This window comes from Dehalococcoidia bacterium, assembly GCA_028711995.1.
Classification (GTDB): domain Bacteria; phylum Chloroflexota; class Dehalococcoidia; order SZUA-161; family SpSt-899; genus JAQTRE01.
This window is the reverse complement of record JAQTRE010000019.1, coordinates 1-18,740: the sequence shown is the minus strand read 5'-3', so window position 1 is coordinate 18,740 and position 18,740 is coordinate 1. Positions and strand designations below refer to the sequence as shown.

General features: G+C 52.3%; 11 protein-coding genes and 1 riboswitch. Of the genes, 5 read left to right on the top strand and 6 right to left on the bottom strand.

The genetic code is table 11. From position 1 onward, the window contains the following. The first annotated feature begins 167 nt into the window (after positions 1–167). The gene (locus tag PHV74_04705) at positions 168–698 is read left to right on the top strand and encodes a hypothetical protein (protein ID MDD5093668.1); all 531 of its coding nucleotides are present in this window, start codon (positions 168–170) and stop codon (positions 696–698) included. A gap of 291 nt (positions 699–989) precedes the next feature. Here PHV74_04705 and PHV74_04700 read toward each other — a convergent pair whose 3' ends face one another. Beyond that, positions 990–2,900, bottom strand: coding sequence for an MFS transporter (locus PHV74_04700; protein MDD5093667.1), 1,911 nt, complete (start codon positions 2,898–2,900; stop codon positions 990–992). A gap of 348 nt (positions 2,901–3,248) precedes the next feature. On the opposite strand from PHV74_04700, the gene PHV74_04695 reads away from it, so the two are divergent. Beyond that, positions 3,249–5,072 carry a sodium:proton antiporter gene (locus PHV74_04695; GenBank protein MDD5093666.1) on the top strand — a complete coding sequence of 608 codons (1,824 nt, stop codon included), beginning with the start codon at positions 3,249–3,251 and terminating at the stop codon, positions 5,070–5,072. Positions 5,073–5,344: 272 nt separating this feature from the next. Next, positions 5,345–6,685 (top strand): DUF2254 domain-containing protein, encoded by a 1,341-nt coding sequence (locus PHV74_04690; protein MDD5093665.1) that lies wholly within the window; start codon positions 5,345–5,347, stop codon positions 6,683–6,685. Positions 6,686–6,883: 198 nt separating this feature from the next. On the opposite strand, the gene PHV74_04685 is transcribed toward PHV74_04690, so the two are convergent. After that, positions 6,884–7,831: a mechanosensitive ion channel gene (locus PHV74_04685; GenBank protein MDD5093664.1), complete on the bottom strand. Its 948-nt coding sequence runs from the start codon at positions 7,829–7,831 to the stop codon at positions 6,884–6,886. Positions 7,832–7,918: 87 nt separating this feature from the next. On the opposite strand from PHV74_04685, the gene PHV74_04680 reads away from it, so the two are divergent. Both PHV74_04680 and PHV74_04675 read left to right on the top strand, forming a co-directional pair. Beyond that, a complete protein-coding gene (locus PHV74_04680; protein MDD5093663.1) occupies positions 7,919–8,875 on the top strand; it encodes an IS5 family transposase in 957 nt (318 codons plus the stop codon). A 530-nt stretch (positions 8,876–9,405) separates the two neighbouring features. Next, positions 9,406–11,241 (top strand): histone deacetylase family protein, encoded by a 1,836-nt coding sequence (locus PHV74_04675; protein MDD5093662.1) that lies wholly within the window; start codon positions 9,406–9,408, stop codon positions 11,239–11,241. A 116-nt stretch (positions 11,242–11,357) separates the two neighbouring features. Here the strand turns inward: PHV74_04675 and PHV74_04670 are convergent, their stop codons facing one another. The 4 genes from PHV74_04670 to PHV74_04655 all read right to left on the bottom strand — a co-directional run bounded on the left by PHV74_04670 (position 11,358) and on the right by PHV74_04655 (position 18,011). Further along, positions 11,358–14,297 (bottom strand): hypothetical protein, encoded by a 2,940-nt coding sequence (locus tag PHV74_04670; GenBank protein MDD5093661.1) that lies wholly within the window; start codon positions 14,295–14,297, stop codon positions 11,358–11,360. Positions 14,298–14,905: 608 nt separating this feature from the next. Further along, positions 14,906–15,430, bottom strand: a complete 525-nt coding sequence (locus PHV74_04665) for a chemotaxis protein CheW (GenBank protein ID MDD5093660.1) — start codon at positions 15,428–15,430, stop codon at positions 14,906–14,908. A gap of 107 nt (positions 15,431–15,537) precedes the next feature. Continuing rightward, complete coding sequence (locus tag PHV74_04660; protein MDD5093659.1) at positions 15,538–17,568, bottom strand: methyl-accepting chemotaxis protein; 2,031 nt, start codon at positions 17,566–17,568, stop codon at positions 15,538–15,540. Between the two features lie 173 nt (positions 17,569–17,741). Beyond that, complete coding sequence (locus PHV74_04655) at positions 17,742–18,011, bottom strand: hypothetical protein (GenBank protein ID MDD5093658.1); 270 nt, start codon at positions 18,009–18,011, stop codon at positions 17,742–17,744. A gap of 214 nt (positions 18,012–18,225) precedes the next feature. Continuing rightward, a riboswitch (cyclic di-GMP riboswitch) is annotated at positions 18,226–18,312 on the bottom strand. Positions 18,313–18,740 lie beyond the last annotated feature (428 nt).

The window sequence follows — 18,740 nt, the reverse complement described above, 5'->3', positions numbered from 1 at the left end:
GAGTCTCACTACTGCCAAATTCACCTTTGATGGTGGAAAACGCTCCTCGGAGAACCAGAATATAAACGGACAGTATCGCTTCTTTTCAAGATGACAGGGGTTAAGCTCAGCAACTTATGTGCCGTAAGCGGAGATCCGCTCGAAGCAATACGGAAAAGGAGGAAAAGATGAAAACTCTAGGTCAGCAGCGTTGGATCAGTTTGGCGGTCATGGCAATGGGATTGGTAACGCTCGTCTTGGGAATATTTCTGACTGTCGGCGGGATTATGATGCCTGGCTCAATAATGGATGACGTCAAGGACGAGCAGTTCCCGGTCCTCACTCACACCGGTACCGCACAGGTCACGATGTCAATGGACAACATCATCAGCAGCCAGGGAGAACTTAAGGATAGTGCCGAAGCCATCAGGGATGCTCGGTGGGAAGCGTCTATGGCCAACCCTTACATCGGCGCCCACACCCTGGATATCTCAGGACAAACCACTATGGATGTGATGCAGGGAGGACAAAAAATACCGGTTTCTGAGATTAATATGATGCTGGGAGAGACCGTGTTCAACCTGGCTAACATGGGGATAGGGTTAAGTCAGATTGTTCTCTTTGTGGGTATCGCAAGCATTCTTTCAGGCCTCTGTCTTGTTCTCTTGGGGTTCTTCCTGAACAAGACCTCTCGCCCCAGCACCAGTGTCTCAGATTGATATAGAACAGGTGTTGCTGTAGCACTAACCTGCCCTAACAGGATTACTTTGGCGGCGATCCCCCGCGAGGGTATGGCCTTGCGGGGGATCGCCGCAGATTTCTGTGCGTTATTTGAATGGCGTTTTCATCCAAAGAGGATGGCTGCTATTGTCATAGCCCTAACCAATTTCTGCTTGGAGCTATAGTGAAGCTTGTTCGAAGTCTGTCTCACGCCGTTCACTTGCCTCGATGATAACTGACTTTATCCAAGACACTAGCCAATTTGAGTGAATCCGCAAGGTCCTCTTCTTCTACATTTCCGGAAGGTTTTCAATGGAGATATCCCTGGAAAGAGACTCTTTGACGCTCTCCGCTGCCTCTGGCCCCAAAGCCTCAGCAGCCTCCATGGCTCCCTTCGCAACTTGCGATGCAGCTGCTTCTTGGCTGAGCCCCCTCGGCTCTGCCAATTCCTTGCCGGCCGCCACGGCCTGGCGTGCCGTCTCGGCCAGATCACTTCCGATTTCTCCGGCGCCTTGCACTGCTCCATACCCTGCACCGCGAAGAGCATCCTTCGGGTCCGACAGAGGATGCTCAAGGGCACGCACCACACCCAGCACTGCTGAGTTGGTGAGGCGACCAATGTCCAGAGCCGTTTCACTCAGGGCGTGAATGGCCCCCCGGACCCCTTCTCGTGCTACCTCAAACTGGTGTACAGGCAAAGCCTCTTCGCTTACCTCCAAAAGATTCGCCAAGTTTCGCTCCAGAGATCGGGTAACCTTTCGAGTGCCGGATTCGATATGCCCAGCTGCCACAACGGTTGCTTTGGCTGTTTCGGCCACCTGGTAGCTCATGACCCCCATGGCCACATCAAGACCCGGTATGGGGATACGCCTCAAATAGCCATAAGGGAACTGCCCCAGGAAGTTCAAACCGGCAACTGAACTCATCGGCCGTGAGAATTGCCGCCCGGGGGCAAACAGCGTTTCGATCAGCACCTCCCGGCCCACTTCACCTTCCTCGCGAAGCGATCGCAAGGCATGCAAGGTCAGCAGTCCGAAAACGAATGCTACCCCAAAGAGGATATCATAGCCGAGAGAACCGGCCAGTGTCCCGCCGATCAAAGGCCCCAGCCCGGCACCCAGGCCTGTTGCCAGTGCGGCTACTGCCAGATAGGATGTCGCAAATCCCTGTGGCGCCAGCTTTAAACCGATGCTTCCTGTTCCCACCGTGACTCCTGCCGAGGCAGCTCCGGCGAGAAGATGGAGAAGCACTAGAAGCGGCAACAGAAGAAGATATCGATCGGAAAACCCGGCTAACACCCAACTGATTATGACCAGCAAGTACAGGGAAGCTGAGACAGAAAGAACGGCCTTGAAGCTGAATCGGTCGGCCAGTGACCCCCACACGCGCAAGAACATGATGTTGGATAACTGGCTGAGAATACTCAAGCCCATCACCAAGGACAGGGACAGTTTCAAATCGGTCAGCATGTAAACGGCGAAGAATGGAGTAGCAAGGTTCAGCGCCAGTCCCCAGGAAAACAAGAAAAAAATCAGGTGACGGAAATTCGAGTCCTCAAACGGCACACTCAGAGTTGACCTCAAATGAGGTTGACGTCCTGTCTGAGGCGGCATCATGGGTTCCGGTATCCGGGTCATGAAGATAGGGCTCGTCAGTCCCAGGAAGACGATCCCGAAAAGCAGGACAAAGGTGTACCCTAAGGCCTCGGTATGGCCGGACGCATGCCCTTTCCAAACGTCGATGAATATGGCTGCAACCAGACCAAATGTCATGCCCACGATGTTGGCCCACGTCTGACGCCGAGCAAAAAATGCCCCCAAGACATTCTGTGGAATGAGGTCTTTTACCCAGCTGTTCCAGGCACAGGATGTCACGGAGGCAAATATGCCGCGAATGGCGATAACTGAGAGCAAAATGGCCACTGCGCCGCTGCTGGGAACCTCGACGAAGATGGGGATCAGTGCGATGGGGATCCACAACAGCTGGGCCGGAAACCAGGCCATCAAAGCAATTGCCTTGCGCCGCCGCAGCCGCTCCACCAGTGGGATTGACAGCAATTGCAGGGGTTGTGTCAGGTACGGCAGAGACGCCAGAAAACCGATTTGGAGAGCAGAGCACCCTAGCATCAAGGCATAGGCCGCGAGAAAACCGCTGGTGGTGATGCTCCAGAAGCCCATGGAGGCGGTCCCCTCCCAGGTCATCCAGCGCAATCCCCGTGCGACGTCCTCCTCGGTGAGGGTTGCTTGGGGCCTGAAAAATGATCGCTGTCCCAATTTCCACCAGTCCCGATGATAATGTCAGAGCTTGTGGGAATGATGCCAGGTACTTTGGATTATAACATCTCGACTGAGTGTGCAGTAATTTCCCAATGTTCTTCCGGGTGGCCGATATTGAGGAGAGGCAGGAGGCCTGGCTTGTCATCTTCTCTTCGGCCCAATCGCGCCGGAAGAGATGCTACTTGACAGGCTGGATAGACAATGAATATCATCTGTTATCACCCACGAGACAAAAAATCAGGGTCATATTAGATGAATTGAGGCCTATCTCTTATGCCGGAACATTTGTTACTGCGTTTGGCAGGCATTCTGGTGCTGGGCATCGCCGCTCAGTGGATTGCCTGGCGCTTGCGGCTGCCTTCCATTCTGCTGATGCTGATCTTCGGCATTTTCGCCGGGCCTGTCACCGGTTTCATCGACCCGGATGAAATCTTCGGGGATTTACTCCTTCCCATCATCTCCATTTCTGTGGCTATCATTCTCTTCGAGGGAGGGCTGAGTCTCAAGATCTCCGATCTGCGAGAGTCCCGCATCTGTATCCGTAATCTGATTACCGTCGGAGCGTTGATAACCTGGATGATCGGCTCTGTCGGGGCCCATCTCACCCTGAATATGGACTGGGATATCTCTGTTCTCCTGGGGGCTATTCTTGTGGTCACAGGCCCTACGGTAATATCCCCGCTCTTGAGGCACGTAAGGCCTATCGGGCGAACCGGTCCGGTGCTCAAATGGGAAGGTATCATGATCGATCCCATCGGTGCGCTGCTGGCGGTGCTGGTATTCCAGGCCATCAGCTCCGGCAGATTGGAAGAGGCCACGACGGTCATCGTTTTCGTTATTTTCAAAACCATCCTCATCGGGGTGTTCGTCGGAGGTATCGGAGCACTGGCGATGATCTGGTTTCTGAAGCGATACTGGATTCCCGACTATCTCCAGAGCCCTGTGGCGCTGATGGTGGTCATTATCGGATTTGCTCTTTCGGATCTGCTTCAGGAAGAGTCGGGACTTCTGACGGCCGTTGTCATGGGGATCATGATGGCCAATCAGAAGAAGGTATCGCTGCGCAATATCATCGAGTTCAAGGAGAATTTGGGTATTCTCCTGGTTTCCGGCCTGTTTATTCTGCTGGCCTCACGGTTGCAGACCGACGGCTTCAGTGACCTGGGGATAGGCGCACTGGCTTTTCTGGGGATCATGATTCTGATCGCACGTCCGTTGGCAGTGGCAGTCTCCACCCAAGGTTCCCAACTTACCCGCTCCGAGCGCGTCTTCGTTTCATGGATGGCGCCGCGAGGCATTGTTGCGGCATCGGTGGCTTCGGTATTTGCCTTGCGGCTGGCAGAGCAAGGTCATCCCCAGGCCGATCTTCTGGTGCCGGCAACCTTTTGCATCATACTGGGAACAGCGGCAATCTATGGGATTGCCGCTCGGCCTCTTGCCTTTCGATTAGGAATTGCCAACCCGCATCCTCACGGTTTTATCATCGTCGGTGCTCATGTCTGGGCACGGGAGATCGCCGCCAAACTGCAGCAGCACGGCTTTGACGTTACCATGGTCGATACCAATTGGGAAAATCTCTCCAGGGCGCGTTCATCCGGAATCAAATCCTCTTACGCCAGTATTCTTTCTCAAAACGTGCTCGATGAGATTGACCTGGGCGGAATAGGCCAGATGCTGGCGCTTACACCCAATGACAGCATCAATACTCTTGCTACTATGCATTTTGCTCCTGTGTTGGGAAAAGCCAATGTGTACCAGTTGGCGCCACAGGGGCAGGCAGGAAGCCGCCATGAATCGGTTCCTCAGGATTTCCGAGGCAGAATCCTGTTCGGGTCTAAGGCAAGCTATCCCTATCTGAGCGCCCGCTTTAGCCACGGCGCAGTGGTTAAGGGAACCAATCTCACGGATAAGTTTGCCTATGACGATTTTATGAAGCTATATGGAGAGGATGCTTTGCCGATGTTTCAGGTTTCTCAGGCAGGGGATATCACCATTTTTACCGCCGAAAGTCCTCCCGCTCCCAAAGTCGGGCGTACTCTGATCAGTCTGGTCGACCCAGTGCCCGAAACGCACAACGAGAAAGGACAAGAAGTGTAAGATTGTCAGCGAACGAAGAGTGTGCGACGTGAATGTCGTCAACCGTTCCAGCTATCGCTAACGAAGGAAGAAGGCAGTCAGGTCGCTTTGCTGATACGTATTCGGGACCCTACGGCCATGGAATGATAGCGGCGGGAGAAATGGCAGGTTATGGTGACCTGCCTCCTTCTCTGGAATATAGGCTATAATAGTCGAAAAACAACGCTGAACGGTGAGCTGTCGGATAGAGCAAGATTATCCTTCGTATTCACAGTTTGGGAGAGGTTAGAGCGATGAAAAATAGATTGCTTTATTCACGATTGCTGTACTCATGGGACCAGCTCCGTGCGAGCTATTGGTTCATTCCCATATCAATGGCCGTGGCGTCGGCTATTCTCGCTTTTGTTCTTGTTGCCATAGATGATGCAACGGAGATCAAGCAACTACCTGGCCTCTCTGAAATCGATCCGCCAGGCGCGCGCGCCCTTCTTGCCACCATTGCCGCCGCATCGATCACTGTCACAGCTGTTGCATTCTCAATTACCATGGTGGTCCTCTCGACAGTGTCCAACCAGTTCGGCCCCAGGCTGATCCCGAATTTCATGAAGCACAACTCAACGCAACTCGTCCTTGGGGGATTCATTGGGACATTCATCTATTGTCTGCTCGTCCTGAGCCATGTTCGAGACGACAGCTCGGCATATCCTGTGCCGCAACTGGCTCTCGGTTTCGGGTTGTTATTTGGCACGCTGAGCTTCATGCTCCTGATCTACTTTTTCCGCAGCGTTTCGCGATTCATCCAGGTCGAACGCCTGATCGAGGAGGTTTCCTCCGAGGTCATGAACGTTTTCAATCGAGTCTTTCCAAACCACGTTGAAGACAGTCAAGCGGACAACTCCGAAGATGACACGTTCATCTTGCCGGAGGGTTTTCAACAGACTGCTGACGGGGTCGTTGCCACCAAGGTCGGCTACATTCAGGCTATCGACATAAACCGTATTGTCTCTATAGCTACAGAGCAGGACATAGTCGTTCACCTGCTCCATCGGCCAGGGACGTTCGTGTTTGAAGGCCTCAGGCTGGCCGGGGTGCTTCCGCAGGAGGCTTTAACGAATGATATATCAGAGAGAATCAGAAGCTCGTTTTTGATTGGCGGGCAGCGCACCTCTATGCAGGACCCGGAGTTTGCAGTGGATCAGTTGGTCGAGGTATCCATGCGTGCCCTCTCCCCTGGAATCAACGATTCCTTCACCGCTATCAGCTGCATTGATCGACTGGGCGCTGGTCTCTCTTTCTTGGGCACCCGGCTGATTCCATCTCGGCTGCACCATGACGGTAATGGTCAACTTCGGGTAATCACCCAGCCTTTCACCTATGCTAGCATTGGTGATGCTGCCTTCAACCAGATTCGTCAGACTGCTAAGGCCAACTGCGCCGTCACCATCCGCCTTCTGGAAGTGATTGACAGTGTGGCCCAGCGCGATCTTCCCGGCCCTTATCGTAAAGCCCTGAAACGCCACGCCCAGTTGATCTACCAGGGCAGTTTAGAAACGTTTTTCCGAAGTGGCGATGCGTCCGACCTAAACCAACGCTATGACCAGGTCATGCATTCTCTAGCTGATAGAAATCCTTGAACTTGCTTTTGCATGAGGAGTCCGGGTAAGAGGGTAGAGCATGGGTGGAAAGAAGGGCCAGCTGTGGAATATTAGCAAACTTGTGCTTTCCCGTTGCACTATACTCGAACGTTGTTAACAAGAACTCGTGCAGATTCGTCTATAGACCGTTGTCCATGATCGGCTGCATGACCTCGATCATGAAGAGGTCCCCGGAAACTACCGAGGCTCATCTTGTGTTGGAAGAGAGTTCGAATTCAGATGAGCATCGGGCACGCCGCGAATCGCTACATCCAGCGTGCTCGAGGCTATTTTTACTTTTCCTCCGGCTGACTTCTCAATATCTTCTAAAATGAGGCGGCTGAGATGACTCCTAAGAACACGCCGCTTACGCACTTCGGTGATGTATCTTACATGGAGGCTAATCCAGTTATCGGTAATTGTCAGGAAAATGCAGGGCTCTTCGGATCGCTGTGGCAGGTAGTACTTGTCGGCAAGCGCAGAGACAGATTCCACTGCTGCATCTGTGACATCTTGGGTTTCTTGCTGTACGATCCGCAAGATGCTCTCCTTCGCCTTTCTCCAGTCTGAGTCAAAGGTTATAGGAATATGTATTTCATCCCATATGTAGGGATGGTCTTTGGTGTAGTTATTCACCGAGGAAGAGAGAACCCAACTGTTTTGAATTTGCGTTATCCTGCCGGTCGGTTGGTCTCCAGAAACCCACTCTCGCAGCTCCAGAATGGTCGTATACATAATGCCGATGTCAATAACATCCCCGTACTTGCCATTTATCTCAATCCTGTCACCTATACTATACAAACTGCGAACAAATATCAGTATGCCCCCAGCGATACTCTTGAAAATCTCCTGAAGCGCGAATGCCACCCCTGCGGCAACAAGACCGTAGGAAACGATAAGGCTTTGGGTATCCTCCACCCAGATAGCAACGATGGTTGCGAGAAATGCAAGGAGATAGAGCATGAAAATGACTCTTCGTAAGGAGTAGCGGGTTTTCGACGTGGAAATTCTCGGCGCAATAAACTCCTCGAAAAAGAGCTTGAAAATGAAGTAGATGATGGTGAAGGCTGTTGCAGAATAGAATGATTTAGATAGGGATGTGTTCTGATAGCGGAAACTTGCATACCCCAGAGTAGCTGATAGCACCAAGAGCAAGGCTACTTTGGGAATCTCTGATTAAGTCCCGAATCATGAGATAATAATGGCAGATCGACCTTAAGGAGTTCTGCCGTGATGAATGGACCCACTTTTGCCAGCCTGGCCTATGATAATAAAAAGAAGAGGACTCGTCGGGAGAAGTTCCTGGAAGAGATGGATCGGGTGATTCCCTGGGATGAGATATTGAAGATCGTTCGGAAGCGCTATCCGAAGAAAGGCAATGGACGGCAACCGATGCCGGTGGAGCGGATGCTGCGGATTTACTTCCTGCAACAGTGGTACGGATTATCCGATCCGGCGATGGAAGATGCGCTGTATGATAGTGAATCGATGAGACGCTTTGCCCGGATCGATCTGGAAGCCGATGTCATACCGGATGAAACTACTATTTTGAATTTCCGGCATTATCTGGAAGAGAATCGGCTCACGGAAAAGATATTTGAGAAGACAAAGGGATACCTTTGCGAGAAGGGGTTGATGTTACGTGAAGGAACCATTGTGGATGCCACTATCATCAACGCGCCTGCTTCAACCAAGAATGAAGCCCGGAAACGAGACCCCGAGATGAAATCAACCAAGAAAGGGAATCAGTGGTACTTCGGGATGAAGGCCCATGTGGGGACGGAAAGTAGACGGGGTTTGGTGCACAGCATCGTTGTCACCAATGCCGGAGTGCACGACTCCCAAGTGATGGATAATCTGCTTCATGGAGAAGAGATATCTGTCTATGGCGACAAGGCATATTCGAATACTGGGAAGAGCCAGGAGTTTGAATCCCAAGGGATCGAGTGGCATATTGATCGTAAAGGAAGTGCCGGTCATCCGTTGACTCAAGAAGACCAAGACTGGAATCATGAGCAGCATCGGACACGGGCGAAAGGAGAGCATGCCTTCCTGGTGGTTAAACATCTGTGGGGTTATCGGAAGGTGAGATACAATGGTCTGGCAAAGAATGCAGCTCAGGTGTTCAGTCTATTCGCTCTGGCTAACTTGTATATGGTTCGCAAGGATTTGCTGTTGATGAGGGCGTAGTCTGCCCAAAAGGACCAAATTTCCCCCTGAAAAGAGGGGAAAAAGATAGGGAATCACCCAATTTGGCTTCTGAAACAGAATCTCGGCGGGTGTAAACGCCTGAAAGATATTTTTTCGACCACTTGTTCAGAGGTTCCTTTGATTACCTTGTTGAACATACTGCTATCCCCTGTCTATTTCGGTCTGCCTTATGTATCCAATCATCGCCCACACGCCATGCTGTGTAATCATCGGCACTATTATTCCCGAAGGCGGTAATCATTATCCAGAGGGGTCTGTTGAAATGAGCTTAACATATCCAGCCTTGAGAATGCCCAACGAACGAATTGCTCTGGGCGGCGATTAAAAACCCGTCCTCAGTGCTATGTTGCCGGTTAGTAGCTATTCTACACCTGATTGAATAGCCTCGAACGCGTACTCAACTATAGCCCAAAAGTGATATATGAGGCTGGAGCCCGAACGATGCCCGTTTTTGACGTTTCTGTTGATCAACCGTTAAACTAAGACAGATAGAATTTGAGGAGAAGCGTATGTTTCGAATTCGCCGAATCTATGATGATGTGACCCACGTCAATCGAGAAGCCATTGCCCAGGTTCAGGCAATACTGAGGGCTCAGTTCCCGGGATTGTCCGAAAAGGATATCAGCAAGGTTCCCAAACAACTGCGCAATCCGATGAAATATCGATTCCGTGCTATCCTCTTTATAGCCGAGGACTCGAAATTGCACGTGAAGGGCTTCGCACTTCTCTTTCATGAACCGACGCTTCAATTCTGTTTTCTGGACTATATTTCCACCGTCGAGGGGAAGATGGGGCGGGGTATAGGCGGAGCTCTTTACGAAAGGATTCGCCAGGAAGCGCTTTCCCTGCGAACTTTGGGGCTGTTTTTTGAATGTCTCCCGGATGATCCCGCATTGAGCCGTGACCCTGCCATTCGGCGTCAGAATGGCGCACGGCTGCGCTTTTACGAAAGATACGGCGCTCGTCCTATCGCCAATACTGCCTATGCGACCCCGTTGAAATCTGATGGCGATAACCCTCCTTACCTGGTTTTTGATGATCTGGGTCAGGGTATACCTCTCAGGCGCCAGGTGGTACGCGATATCGTACGGATCATTCTGGAGCAAAAGTATGGCGAGGTCTGTTCAGCTGACTATATCGAGGGCGTTATCGACTCGTTCAAGGATGACCCGATCCGTCTCAGGTCACCGCGGTACGTTCGGAAAGCTCCCTTGCCCACCGGAGCCCTGATACCGGTTGACAAACGTATAGCGCTCACCATCAACGACCGTCATGCCATCCACCATGTCCGCGATATAGGGTATGTGGAGGCTCCGGTCAGAATCGATAGCATACTGGCCGAATTGGAACCAACCAGTCTCTTTCTGAAGGTGCCCACACGTCATTTTTCGGAAAGATATATCAAAGCCAGCCACGATGACGAGTTCGTGAATTATTTCAAACGGGTTTGCGAGAACCTGGAGCCGGATGAGTCGATTTACCCGTACGTATTCCCCATCCGCAATGTGGCGCGTCCGCCAAAGGAATTGCCCGTTCGTGCCGGGTATTATTGTATAGACACATTCACGCCTCTAAATCGTAACGCTTACGTGGCAGCAGCCAGAGCCACAGACTGCGCCCTGACGCTTGCCGAGGAAATTGTGCAAGGGCGACGCTTGGCTTATGCGCTGGTGCGGCCACCCGGGCACCATGCGGAACGTCGCTCATTCGGGGGATTCTGTTACTTGAATTCTTCGGCGATTGCAGCAGAGTATCTTAGCGTTCAGGGAAAGACGGCTATCCTCGACTTGGATTATCACCATGGAAACGGCCAGCAGGATATATTCTATGCCAGATCAGACGTTCTCACCATCTCCATTCACGGCCATCCTCGCTTTGCCTACCCGTACTTCAGCGGATTCAGAGACGAGAAAGGCGTCGGCCCTGGCTATGGCTATAACGTGAACTTCCCCCTTTCGGAAACCATCGACAGTCAGAGATACAGGAAGGTATTGGCCGGGGCACTACGGCGCATCCATAAATTTAACCCGGTGTTTCTTGTGCTTGCCCTTGGCTTTGATACAGCCAAAGGGGATCCGACGGGAACGTGGAGCTTGGAGGCCAGTGACTTCGGGACCATCGGCGAGATGATAGGGGCGTTACGTATCCCGACGCTGGTGGTTCAGGAGGGCGGATATGACACTCACACGCTCGGTATCAACGCGAGGCACTTCTTTAGTGGACTTTGGGAGGGCATGTACGGACAATGGTCGCTGCCTCTGTATATCGGCAGCGACCCGGATACGAAAGGGGGGTCGGGAAACCGAGCAGGGGAAGGAATGGGGGCTGGAAAGATAGCAGGCTAATATCAATGTGGGGAGGTGCTAAAAGTGTGCCAAAACACGGTGAACAAAACAGTGACAGGCTCGGGCTTCCTCCTGGCCACGAGACCTCCGTTTATGACTCAGGCATTCCGTAGGATTCATTTTCGGCGGATGAACCAATATGTGCCGATAACCAATGCGACCACAATGATCGCCAAGACGCCGATGAAGGCCGCGTTTGAACCGCCGTCCGATTCTGTTTCTGCCGACTCGTCCTTGCTGGTGCCGGCTGCGTCGGCATCGTCGAACGGGAATGCTGGCAAGGCTGGGATATCCCCTACGATTCCAAAGTCATGGGTCACAAAATACCCTTGGGCTAACGATTCCTCATAGGCGGCGTTGAATTGCGGCGTAGTAAAGGTCAGCGGATTATTGCTCTGGACGCCCTCAGCCGCCACTGTGATTTGTGCCAGATAGGCTTCTGGTGGAATCTGTACATAGACCCATCCGCCAGTGTTGGCGGTTCGGGCAAGGTAGCTCAGGTGCGGCTGCAAAGGGAACAACACCGCCACGTTGTAATACGGGACTTCGTTATTCACCTTGATGAATTGTCCCGGTAGTTCCTGGGTGCTTCGGCGCTGCTTTCTGTCCTCAGTGGAGGCATCGGCCGCCCGGCCGATAGCTTCCCCGGAGTCCCATTTCTGGTTTTGAGGATTCACATCGGCAAAAAAGCCGTGGGCCTTGAATATCTGGTCGATGCCGTCCTTCTGATCCGGATACGTGTTGATCAAAGACTGGTAAACCGCGGTGAAATCCTGATGGTATTGGCTCAAAATTCCCCAGATTTTCTCAAAGCTGATACTGACTATGTCGTCATCCTGGGGGGTTGTTGCCTGCCACAGATAGTCTGAGCTGATGACCTGGGGCAGATTCGGGTAATCTGTCACGCTGCTCTCTTGATGTTGCATCCACTTCCATTCGATGGGGGCCATTTGTATCAGTTCGGCCTTGCTGATCTTTTCATCTCGGTCTGTGTCGTAGGTTTCCCAAATCCGGTTGGGCTGAAGATCGGTAACGGCCAATTTCAGCAATTCTTTGCCCGCCAGCCCGTTGCTGGCATCGGCATCGAGTTTCCTGAAAATCTCTTGCAGCAGAGTGTCGTTAACGGATGCTGCGCTGCCCGATAATGCCATTTGGAGTTCTTTCAGCTCGGCGAATTGCAGAGTGCGATCTCCGTTCAGGTCATAAACGCCGAGGATTTCATTATCGACATAGGTATTCAGTTCATCGGCATCGGGCAATGGTTCTCCCTTTTTCAGCTGGTCCGCCCTGTCCTGTGTGACCGAATTCCATTCGTTCCAATCGAGTGCCCCGTCCTCAGTGTAATCTTGTGCTCTCATGAAGAAGATGTGGGCAATCCATTCATCCCGTTCTATCTGCCCGTTGTTGTTGACATCGTTCTGTTGCAAGGCCGAATCGACCATCGTCTCAATCGTTTCGCGCCGAAATGCTTCATCTTCGGGAGCCCGGTAGTCTTGGGCTGAATCCACAAGGTCCCATAGCACCGCGGCCACGGCTACCTCCTCGGCCTTGCCGTTTTTCTCCCAGGCCAGGTAATCGGGTTCCAAATCTCTGAGCATCTCGGCTCTGCCGGACGTCATCAGTTCCATCAGGCGCACCGGCGGATGGGGAATGGTATCGCCCAGGCTATTGGCCATCATGATGGACATGAAAATGGCGAAGCCTTCCACAAAGGAATCCGAGGTGCTGGGATTGGCATAACCGCCGTGATTGATCTCCGGAACGGGCGGGTTTTTCGGTACCGGCAATGCGCCGTAGAGAGCATGCATTACGTAGTGACTGAATTCATGGTATTCCCGGTGAATGGGCCGATAGGGCGATGAATGATAGGATTTCGCCTCGTCGATGTTGATCCAACTCATACCCAGAGCGTAGTTGTAAGCGGTGGGTTCGCTTTCGGGATCGGTAAAAGCGTGGACTTCAATGGGCAGCTGGAAATTCAGTTTGACGCCCAGACCATCGGTATAGAACGCCAGTGCTTCGGAAAAGTGGATGTACATGCTGACAAGGCTGGCGAATTCCTCCGAGTTTAATAGTTCGTCCAATTTCAATTCCGAGAGGGAGATATGGGAAACCGGCAATTCGCCATACATATTGCCACCGAGATCCAGCCATGCCTGGGTGATATTGTCCCCTTTTATTTGCAGCACAATTTTGGCAGGAATGGCATTATCCTGAAAGCGAATCCGGAAAACCGTCTTCCCCTCACGCACGTATTCAAAATGGAGGGTCAGTTCATATTCTTCGTCCTTCTCCAGCTTCACCGGGAATTCATAGCGCCCATAGGCATTGGTGGTGGTGACCATCATTTCATCTTGGTGAAGCAGGCTGAGGTGCATCCGGCTCATCCCGATATCGAAGCCGGTGATGGTGCCCTCGGTTTTCTCTTCCTGCTTGTCGCCGAGAAGCGCCATGGCATGCTGTTCAAGCCGGTCGAAAGCTATCTTGAAATCCTCTTTGCTTTTGAAATCGGCTTCGTATCCCCATCCGGAAACGACCACCAGGAAATTATCCGGGTGGAGGATGGCTCGGTAGCCGTAGTAGTATAGACCGCTTCTGGTATCGTTATGTACCGAGAGGTGGGAATATCGGCTTACTTCGGATTCGTCGTGATCGATGACGTTATAGCCTTCTTTCTGGGCGTAGAAATCCGCCGTCTTCGATGCCTGCGCCAAGTAGTAGTTGGCCAGTTCCTCGGTTTGTTCCGGCGTCTGGGTATGTATGATGGAAAGGCTCAGCCGGGGCTCATATCCTTTTCCCTTGGCATATTCGCAATGGAGTTCCGAGGCAGAAAATCCAAAATCCTTTTGCAGCCATTCGTAACTGGCGGAGTCTGTGTATCGGGAGTGATCAGCGCTGGTCTTCCATCCCAAGTCTTCACAGTCGCAGTCATTTTCGGCAAACAGCGGCTCATCCTGCGCTGCGATAGTCCCCGCCGGGATCAGCATCATACTGGCGATGATCAGGATGAGGATTCCAAGAACAAAACGTCGTTGAAACTGATTGGTGAAGTTCATGAGGCTCCTTTGTGTTTGTTGGCAATGTTGATCTTGAAAGCGATCGAATCGTCACGAGCGACTTTCTATCCGTAGCATAAGGCTTTCGATTCCGGCAAATCAAGTGCTTTCAGTTTTCTGTGTTCGCATGAAGATATGGGACAAGGTGATCGACACGATTGTATACGACCAACCTGGTAATCCGATGGTGCGGAAGGCTACCACACTCTGATAATCCAATTGGGTTTTAGCATCTTGTATGCGACATCCGAGACACGACCAGATCCTTTCCACATTGTGGTCTACTTGTCATGAGAGTTCACGCTATCCCTTCCACCGCTCGGTTTCGTGACTATATTATCGCAGTTCCATTTTTGCTCACGATTTGCAGTGTGGATAGCAAGTTTGGTCATTCATCCCAGGAGGTTATTGCCAGGCGCAAAGACTCTGTGGGTATAGGTAAGCCTATTTCTCACATCACGAGGCGGCATAACCCAGTTGGTTGGCACAATGGCAGGAGTCTTGGGCGTGGATACGGGGAAATGTCGGGGTTCCGGCGGTTCGGGCTCGGATGGGTGAATCTTCCGACAAGGGCTGAGAAATCCTCGCCCCTGTCGGAAGAAAGTTCATCAGGCTCTAGCCATGGTCATTGGACGGGTGGGTTTCTCGGTTTGGGGGAGGTCAGCTTCTTCGAAGCTTTTGGCCTGGTCTCGGCTGAAGACTTTGCTCAGGTCGAGCAGGGTGATGAGCTTGTGATCGAGCTTGGCGATTCCGAGGAGATAATCGGCATCACCGGTGGTGATCATCGATGCCGGAGGCTCAACAGCGTCAGCGGAGATGCGCAGCACCTCCGTTACGGCGTCAACCATAATACCGACGTGTTGTTCCAGAATGTCTACCACCACGATGCGGGTCTCCCTGTTTGTCTCCCCGGCAGGAAGGCAGAAAACCTTGCGCAGGTCCACCACGGGAATGACCTTGCCCCTGAGATTGATGACCCCTTGGACAAAATTCGGCGCTCTGGGCACCCGGGAGATATCCTGCATTCGGATGATTTCATTGACCGTGCCGATATCCACGCCGTAGGATTCATTGGCCAGGCTGAAGATCACCAGTTGGCGCTCGGCCTCTTTTGTTTGGGTATTCGTGTTCATAACAGTTGTCCTCCCTAATAGATGATGGTAATTAAGCACAATATCTGTCAGGATTCGGGTTGGCGAAGGGGGAAGGGGAATCTCCGTCCCCTTCCCCGCACGTTCTCTTAATTTCGGACTAACACCTTCTCGTTGACCGATAGCTTCTCGCTTCCGGCGATATCTTTGTGCGTGCCATGTCCATGGCCATTGGTCTTGAACACGGATACGGTGGTCTGAAGTTCCTCGGCCATTTGGTTGAGCGACAGGGAGGCGGCGACGATCTCCTCTACCTGGGAACTCATCTCTTCGGCGGAAGCCGATGTCTCCTGGGTTGCTGCGCTGTTCTCTTCGGCGATACCGGCAATGTTCTCAATGGCATTGGCCACTTGTTGAGCATTGGCAGTCATCTGTTCGGTGGCGGCCATGCTCTGCTCGGTCACTGCGCCGACGCTATCGATGATACTGACCAGATCATGGGTGGAGTTGCTCACCTGCTGGGCGCCTCTGGAAATCTGCTCGATCTGATTGGCGGCTTCGGTTGTCTCCTTCAGAATTTCTTCCAGAGCCTTGCCGGATTGGGTGGCAAACTTGCATCCTTCGTCCACTTCGTGTTGCCCCTGTTCCATGGCTTTGGCGGACTCTCCGATGTTGCTCTGGATGCCGGTAATGAGAGCGGCGATCTCCTTGGTGGCGGTGGATGAACGCTCGGCGAGCTTTCTGACCTCGTCGGCAACCACGGCAAACCCCCGGCCGTGTTCCCCTGCCCGGGCCGCTTCGATAGCGGCATTGAGAGCCAGGAGGTTGGTCTGGGCGGCAATATCATCAATCACCGCCACAATTCTGCCGATCTGCTCGGAGTTCTTGTTCATCTCGGAAATCTTTTGGAAAACGGCCATGGAGCTATCCCGGACGCGCTCTATGCCTTCGACGGTCTTCTTGGTGACTTCTGTACCGGTCTTGGCGGTCTGGGCGGCCTTCTTGGCGCTATCGGCGGCGCCGATAGCGTTCTTGGCCATCTGTTGAGATGATGTGGACACTTCTCCGATGGCGGAAGTGGCTTTCTGGACACCGCTGGCCTGATCCTGAGCCCCCTTGGCGATTTGTGAGATGACTTCGGTGAGCTGGTCAACGGCTTTGGCGGTTTCCTGAGTGCTGACGGCCTGATCTCCGGCACCCTTGGCCATCTGCTGGGTGGTGCTGGCCACCTGCTGGGTGGCGGAACCGGCTTGTTCGGCTGCCGAAGAGAGTTGGTCGCTAGCAGTTCTCAGTTGAATAGAGTTTTCCGCTACTTTGCCGATGAGGCCACTCATCTTGGCGGACATCAGGGAGAAGGACTGGCCGGTTTCATACAGCCGGGCGATCATGCGGTTGAAGGATTTGGCCAGATCGCCCAGTTCGTCATTGGATTTGATGGCGATGGGCTGGGTTTGTACGGAGACCGATCGAGTCAGGTCACCCTCTGACATGGCCGCAGTGGCGCTGGCCAGAGCTACTAGGTCAGTATCGGCGATCTGGTCAGCCGCTTTGACCACTTTCTTGGTGTTGTTGGCGATGGAGCGGGAGAGGAAGAATCCAACAACAATAGCCAGTGCTACAGCGATCGCCGACATGATCAAGGCCATGATGATGGCCGATGTCTTGGCATCATCGGCGCTCTTCTGAGCTGCCAGCATAGCGTCGGCCGTGCTTGTCTTTAATGTGTCTTTGCCGACTGCCATCTTCTGTTGGCTCTCAGCCATGGCCTTTATATCGAGGCCTGCCGGATTGGCTGCCGCCACATACGATGCTTCACTAAATTCGCCGTAGTCATTGAGCACTGCGATCTGATCCGGAGGCAATAAAGTGCGTAGCGTATCAACAATATCCAGGAATACTGTCCTATGTTGAGCTGCCAGATCTCGATAGGTTGCAGCCATTGGATTGGTTGGACTCGCTCCGTTCATTGCCGAGAAAAACGCTACCACTGCCTCGTAATCCATCTTTTCCATGGTGACGGCAATTTCATTCTGTTTGACGATCTCGTCTTTCTTATCGCCCATGGTGTTTAGCCCCATATAACCCAGGCTGAACATAGCCAGAAATAATATAATCACCAGCAAAAACCCGCCCAGGAGTTTAGCTTTTATGCTCATTCGCATGTTTGTCAACTTTTTCATTTCCGTTTGTCCTCCTTTATACAAGATAGTTTTGATACCGGGGAGTGCTCATCTTTGGGCATTCCGAGATGTTCGACAGTCCCACTTGGTTTTTGTTGTCTATTGACTTATCCGCAGTTTTCGATGTTCTCCTCCTTCCTATTTCCTTAAGATTTTTAAAGATTTGCTATGATCTACGAAAGTTCCCCCGGATTGGATTTCGCCATGATCTCTCCATCCCTGGGGCCATTACGCATCAGTATCAGTGAATCGCTAGTGGAGCTGCGAGCAGGCGTCTGCATCCGTCCGATTGGAGTTTCCGGGCATGTTGATCGTTTTCCCTTCTCGCTCTCTCGTTCTTGCCGGTTGACTCGATTCCGATGGCACAGCCAGTCCACATCGCTGGTTTCATACGATGGGTTTACGCTTTCAGGAAATCCGTAAGCATGGCTACTAAAGTTCAAATTTTCCCATCCTCATCGTCCGGCTATTCCATTCAACTTCGTCCCCGAAGTCCGTTGCCTGGCGTTTTGATTTTTCACTGCGTTCGTGGTTTTTGTCATGATCGTATCTGTGCAAATCTGTATGGAAGCCCCCCTTTTGCCCAACAAAAAGGGGTGCCCGGAAAGGCACCCCAATGCAAATGTGCGAACCCAATAAGCACTTTGATCGAGGATCTTCGGCAACCCGGCTGCCTTGTCCTGGATGGACTTCAGGCCCGTGGTTTTGCGTCTCAGGATTTCTCCTGATTTGCCTTTCTCGGATCTTCCCAGCCGCTATATCCTGAAAGAGGATAGCGGCTGGATTCTCTATGAAATTGTAAGGAGGAGGCTCTGGAAATCCTCCTCTGAGCTAATTTACCAGACGGGGCAGTTCTCTTGAACAGGGCCAGCAACAAACTTTGCTGAGGGAATTCACCAATTTGATATGGGGAATTCCCACTTGGCTACCATGAATCAGGGATAGGGTGCATTCCCCGCGGCTTGCCGCGCTGAATGGGATGATGGGTTGATGCGTGATACCCCGTCAGCTTGCGGCGGGGTAGTTCATTACCTCTTTTTGGGGAGGAGGCTGTTTAGTTTTGATTTCAGCCTCGACTTTGACTGATTTTGTAATGCCTTCACCCCCACGTATCTGGTAGAATCAACTCAGATTCAGATTGAGGGGGAGAATCCTCCATGAGAACAGCCAAT

What these genes read in the sequence shown, in the direction of transcription:
- PHV74_04705 (MDD5093668.1), top strand. Translation starts at nt 168, where the DNA reads ATGAAAACTCTAGGTCAGCAGCGTTGGATCAGTTTGGCGGTCATGGCA.
- PHV74_04700 (MDD5093667.1), bottom strand. Translation starts at nt 2,900, where the DNA reads ATGACCTGGGAGGGGACCGCCTCCATGGGCTTCTGGAGCATCACCACC.
- PHV74_04695 (MDD5093666.1), top strand. Translation starts at nt 3,249, where the DNA reads ATGCCGGAACATTTGTTACTGCGTTTGGCAGGCATTCTGGTGCTGGGC.
- PHV74_04690 (MDD5093665.1), top strand. Translation starts at nt 5,345, where the DNA reads ATGAAAAATAGATTGCTTTATTCACGATTGCTGTACTCATGGGACCAG.
- PHV74_04680 (MDD5093663.1), top strand. Translation starts at nt 7,919, where the DNA reads ATGAATGGACCCACTTTTGCCAGCCTGGCCTATGATAATAAAAAGAAG.
- PHV74_04675 (MDD5093662.1), top strand. Translation starts at nt 9,406, where the DNA reads ATGTTTCGAATTCGCCGAATCTATGATGATGTGACCCACGTCAATCGA.
- PHV74_04670 (MDD5093661.1), bottom strand. Translation starts at nt 14,297, where the DNA reads ATGAACTTCACCAATCAGTTTCAACGACGTTTTGTTCTTGGAATCCTC.
- PHV74_04665 (MDD5093660.1), bottom strand. Translation starts at nt 15,430, where the DNA reads ATGAACACGAATACCCAAACAAAAGAGGCCGAGCGCCAACTGGTGATC.
- PHV74_04660 (MDD5093659.1), bottom strand. Translation starts at nt 17,568, where the DNA reads ATGAAAAAGTTGACAAACATGCGAATGAGCATAAAAGCTAAACTCCTG.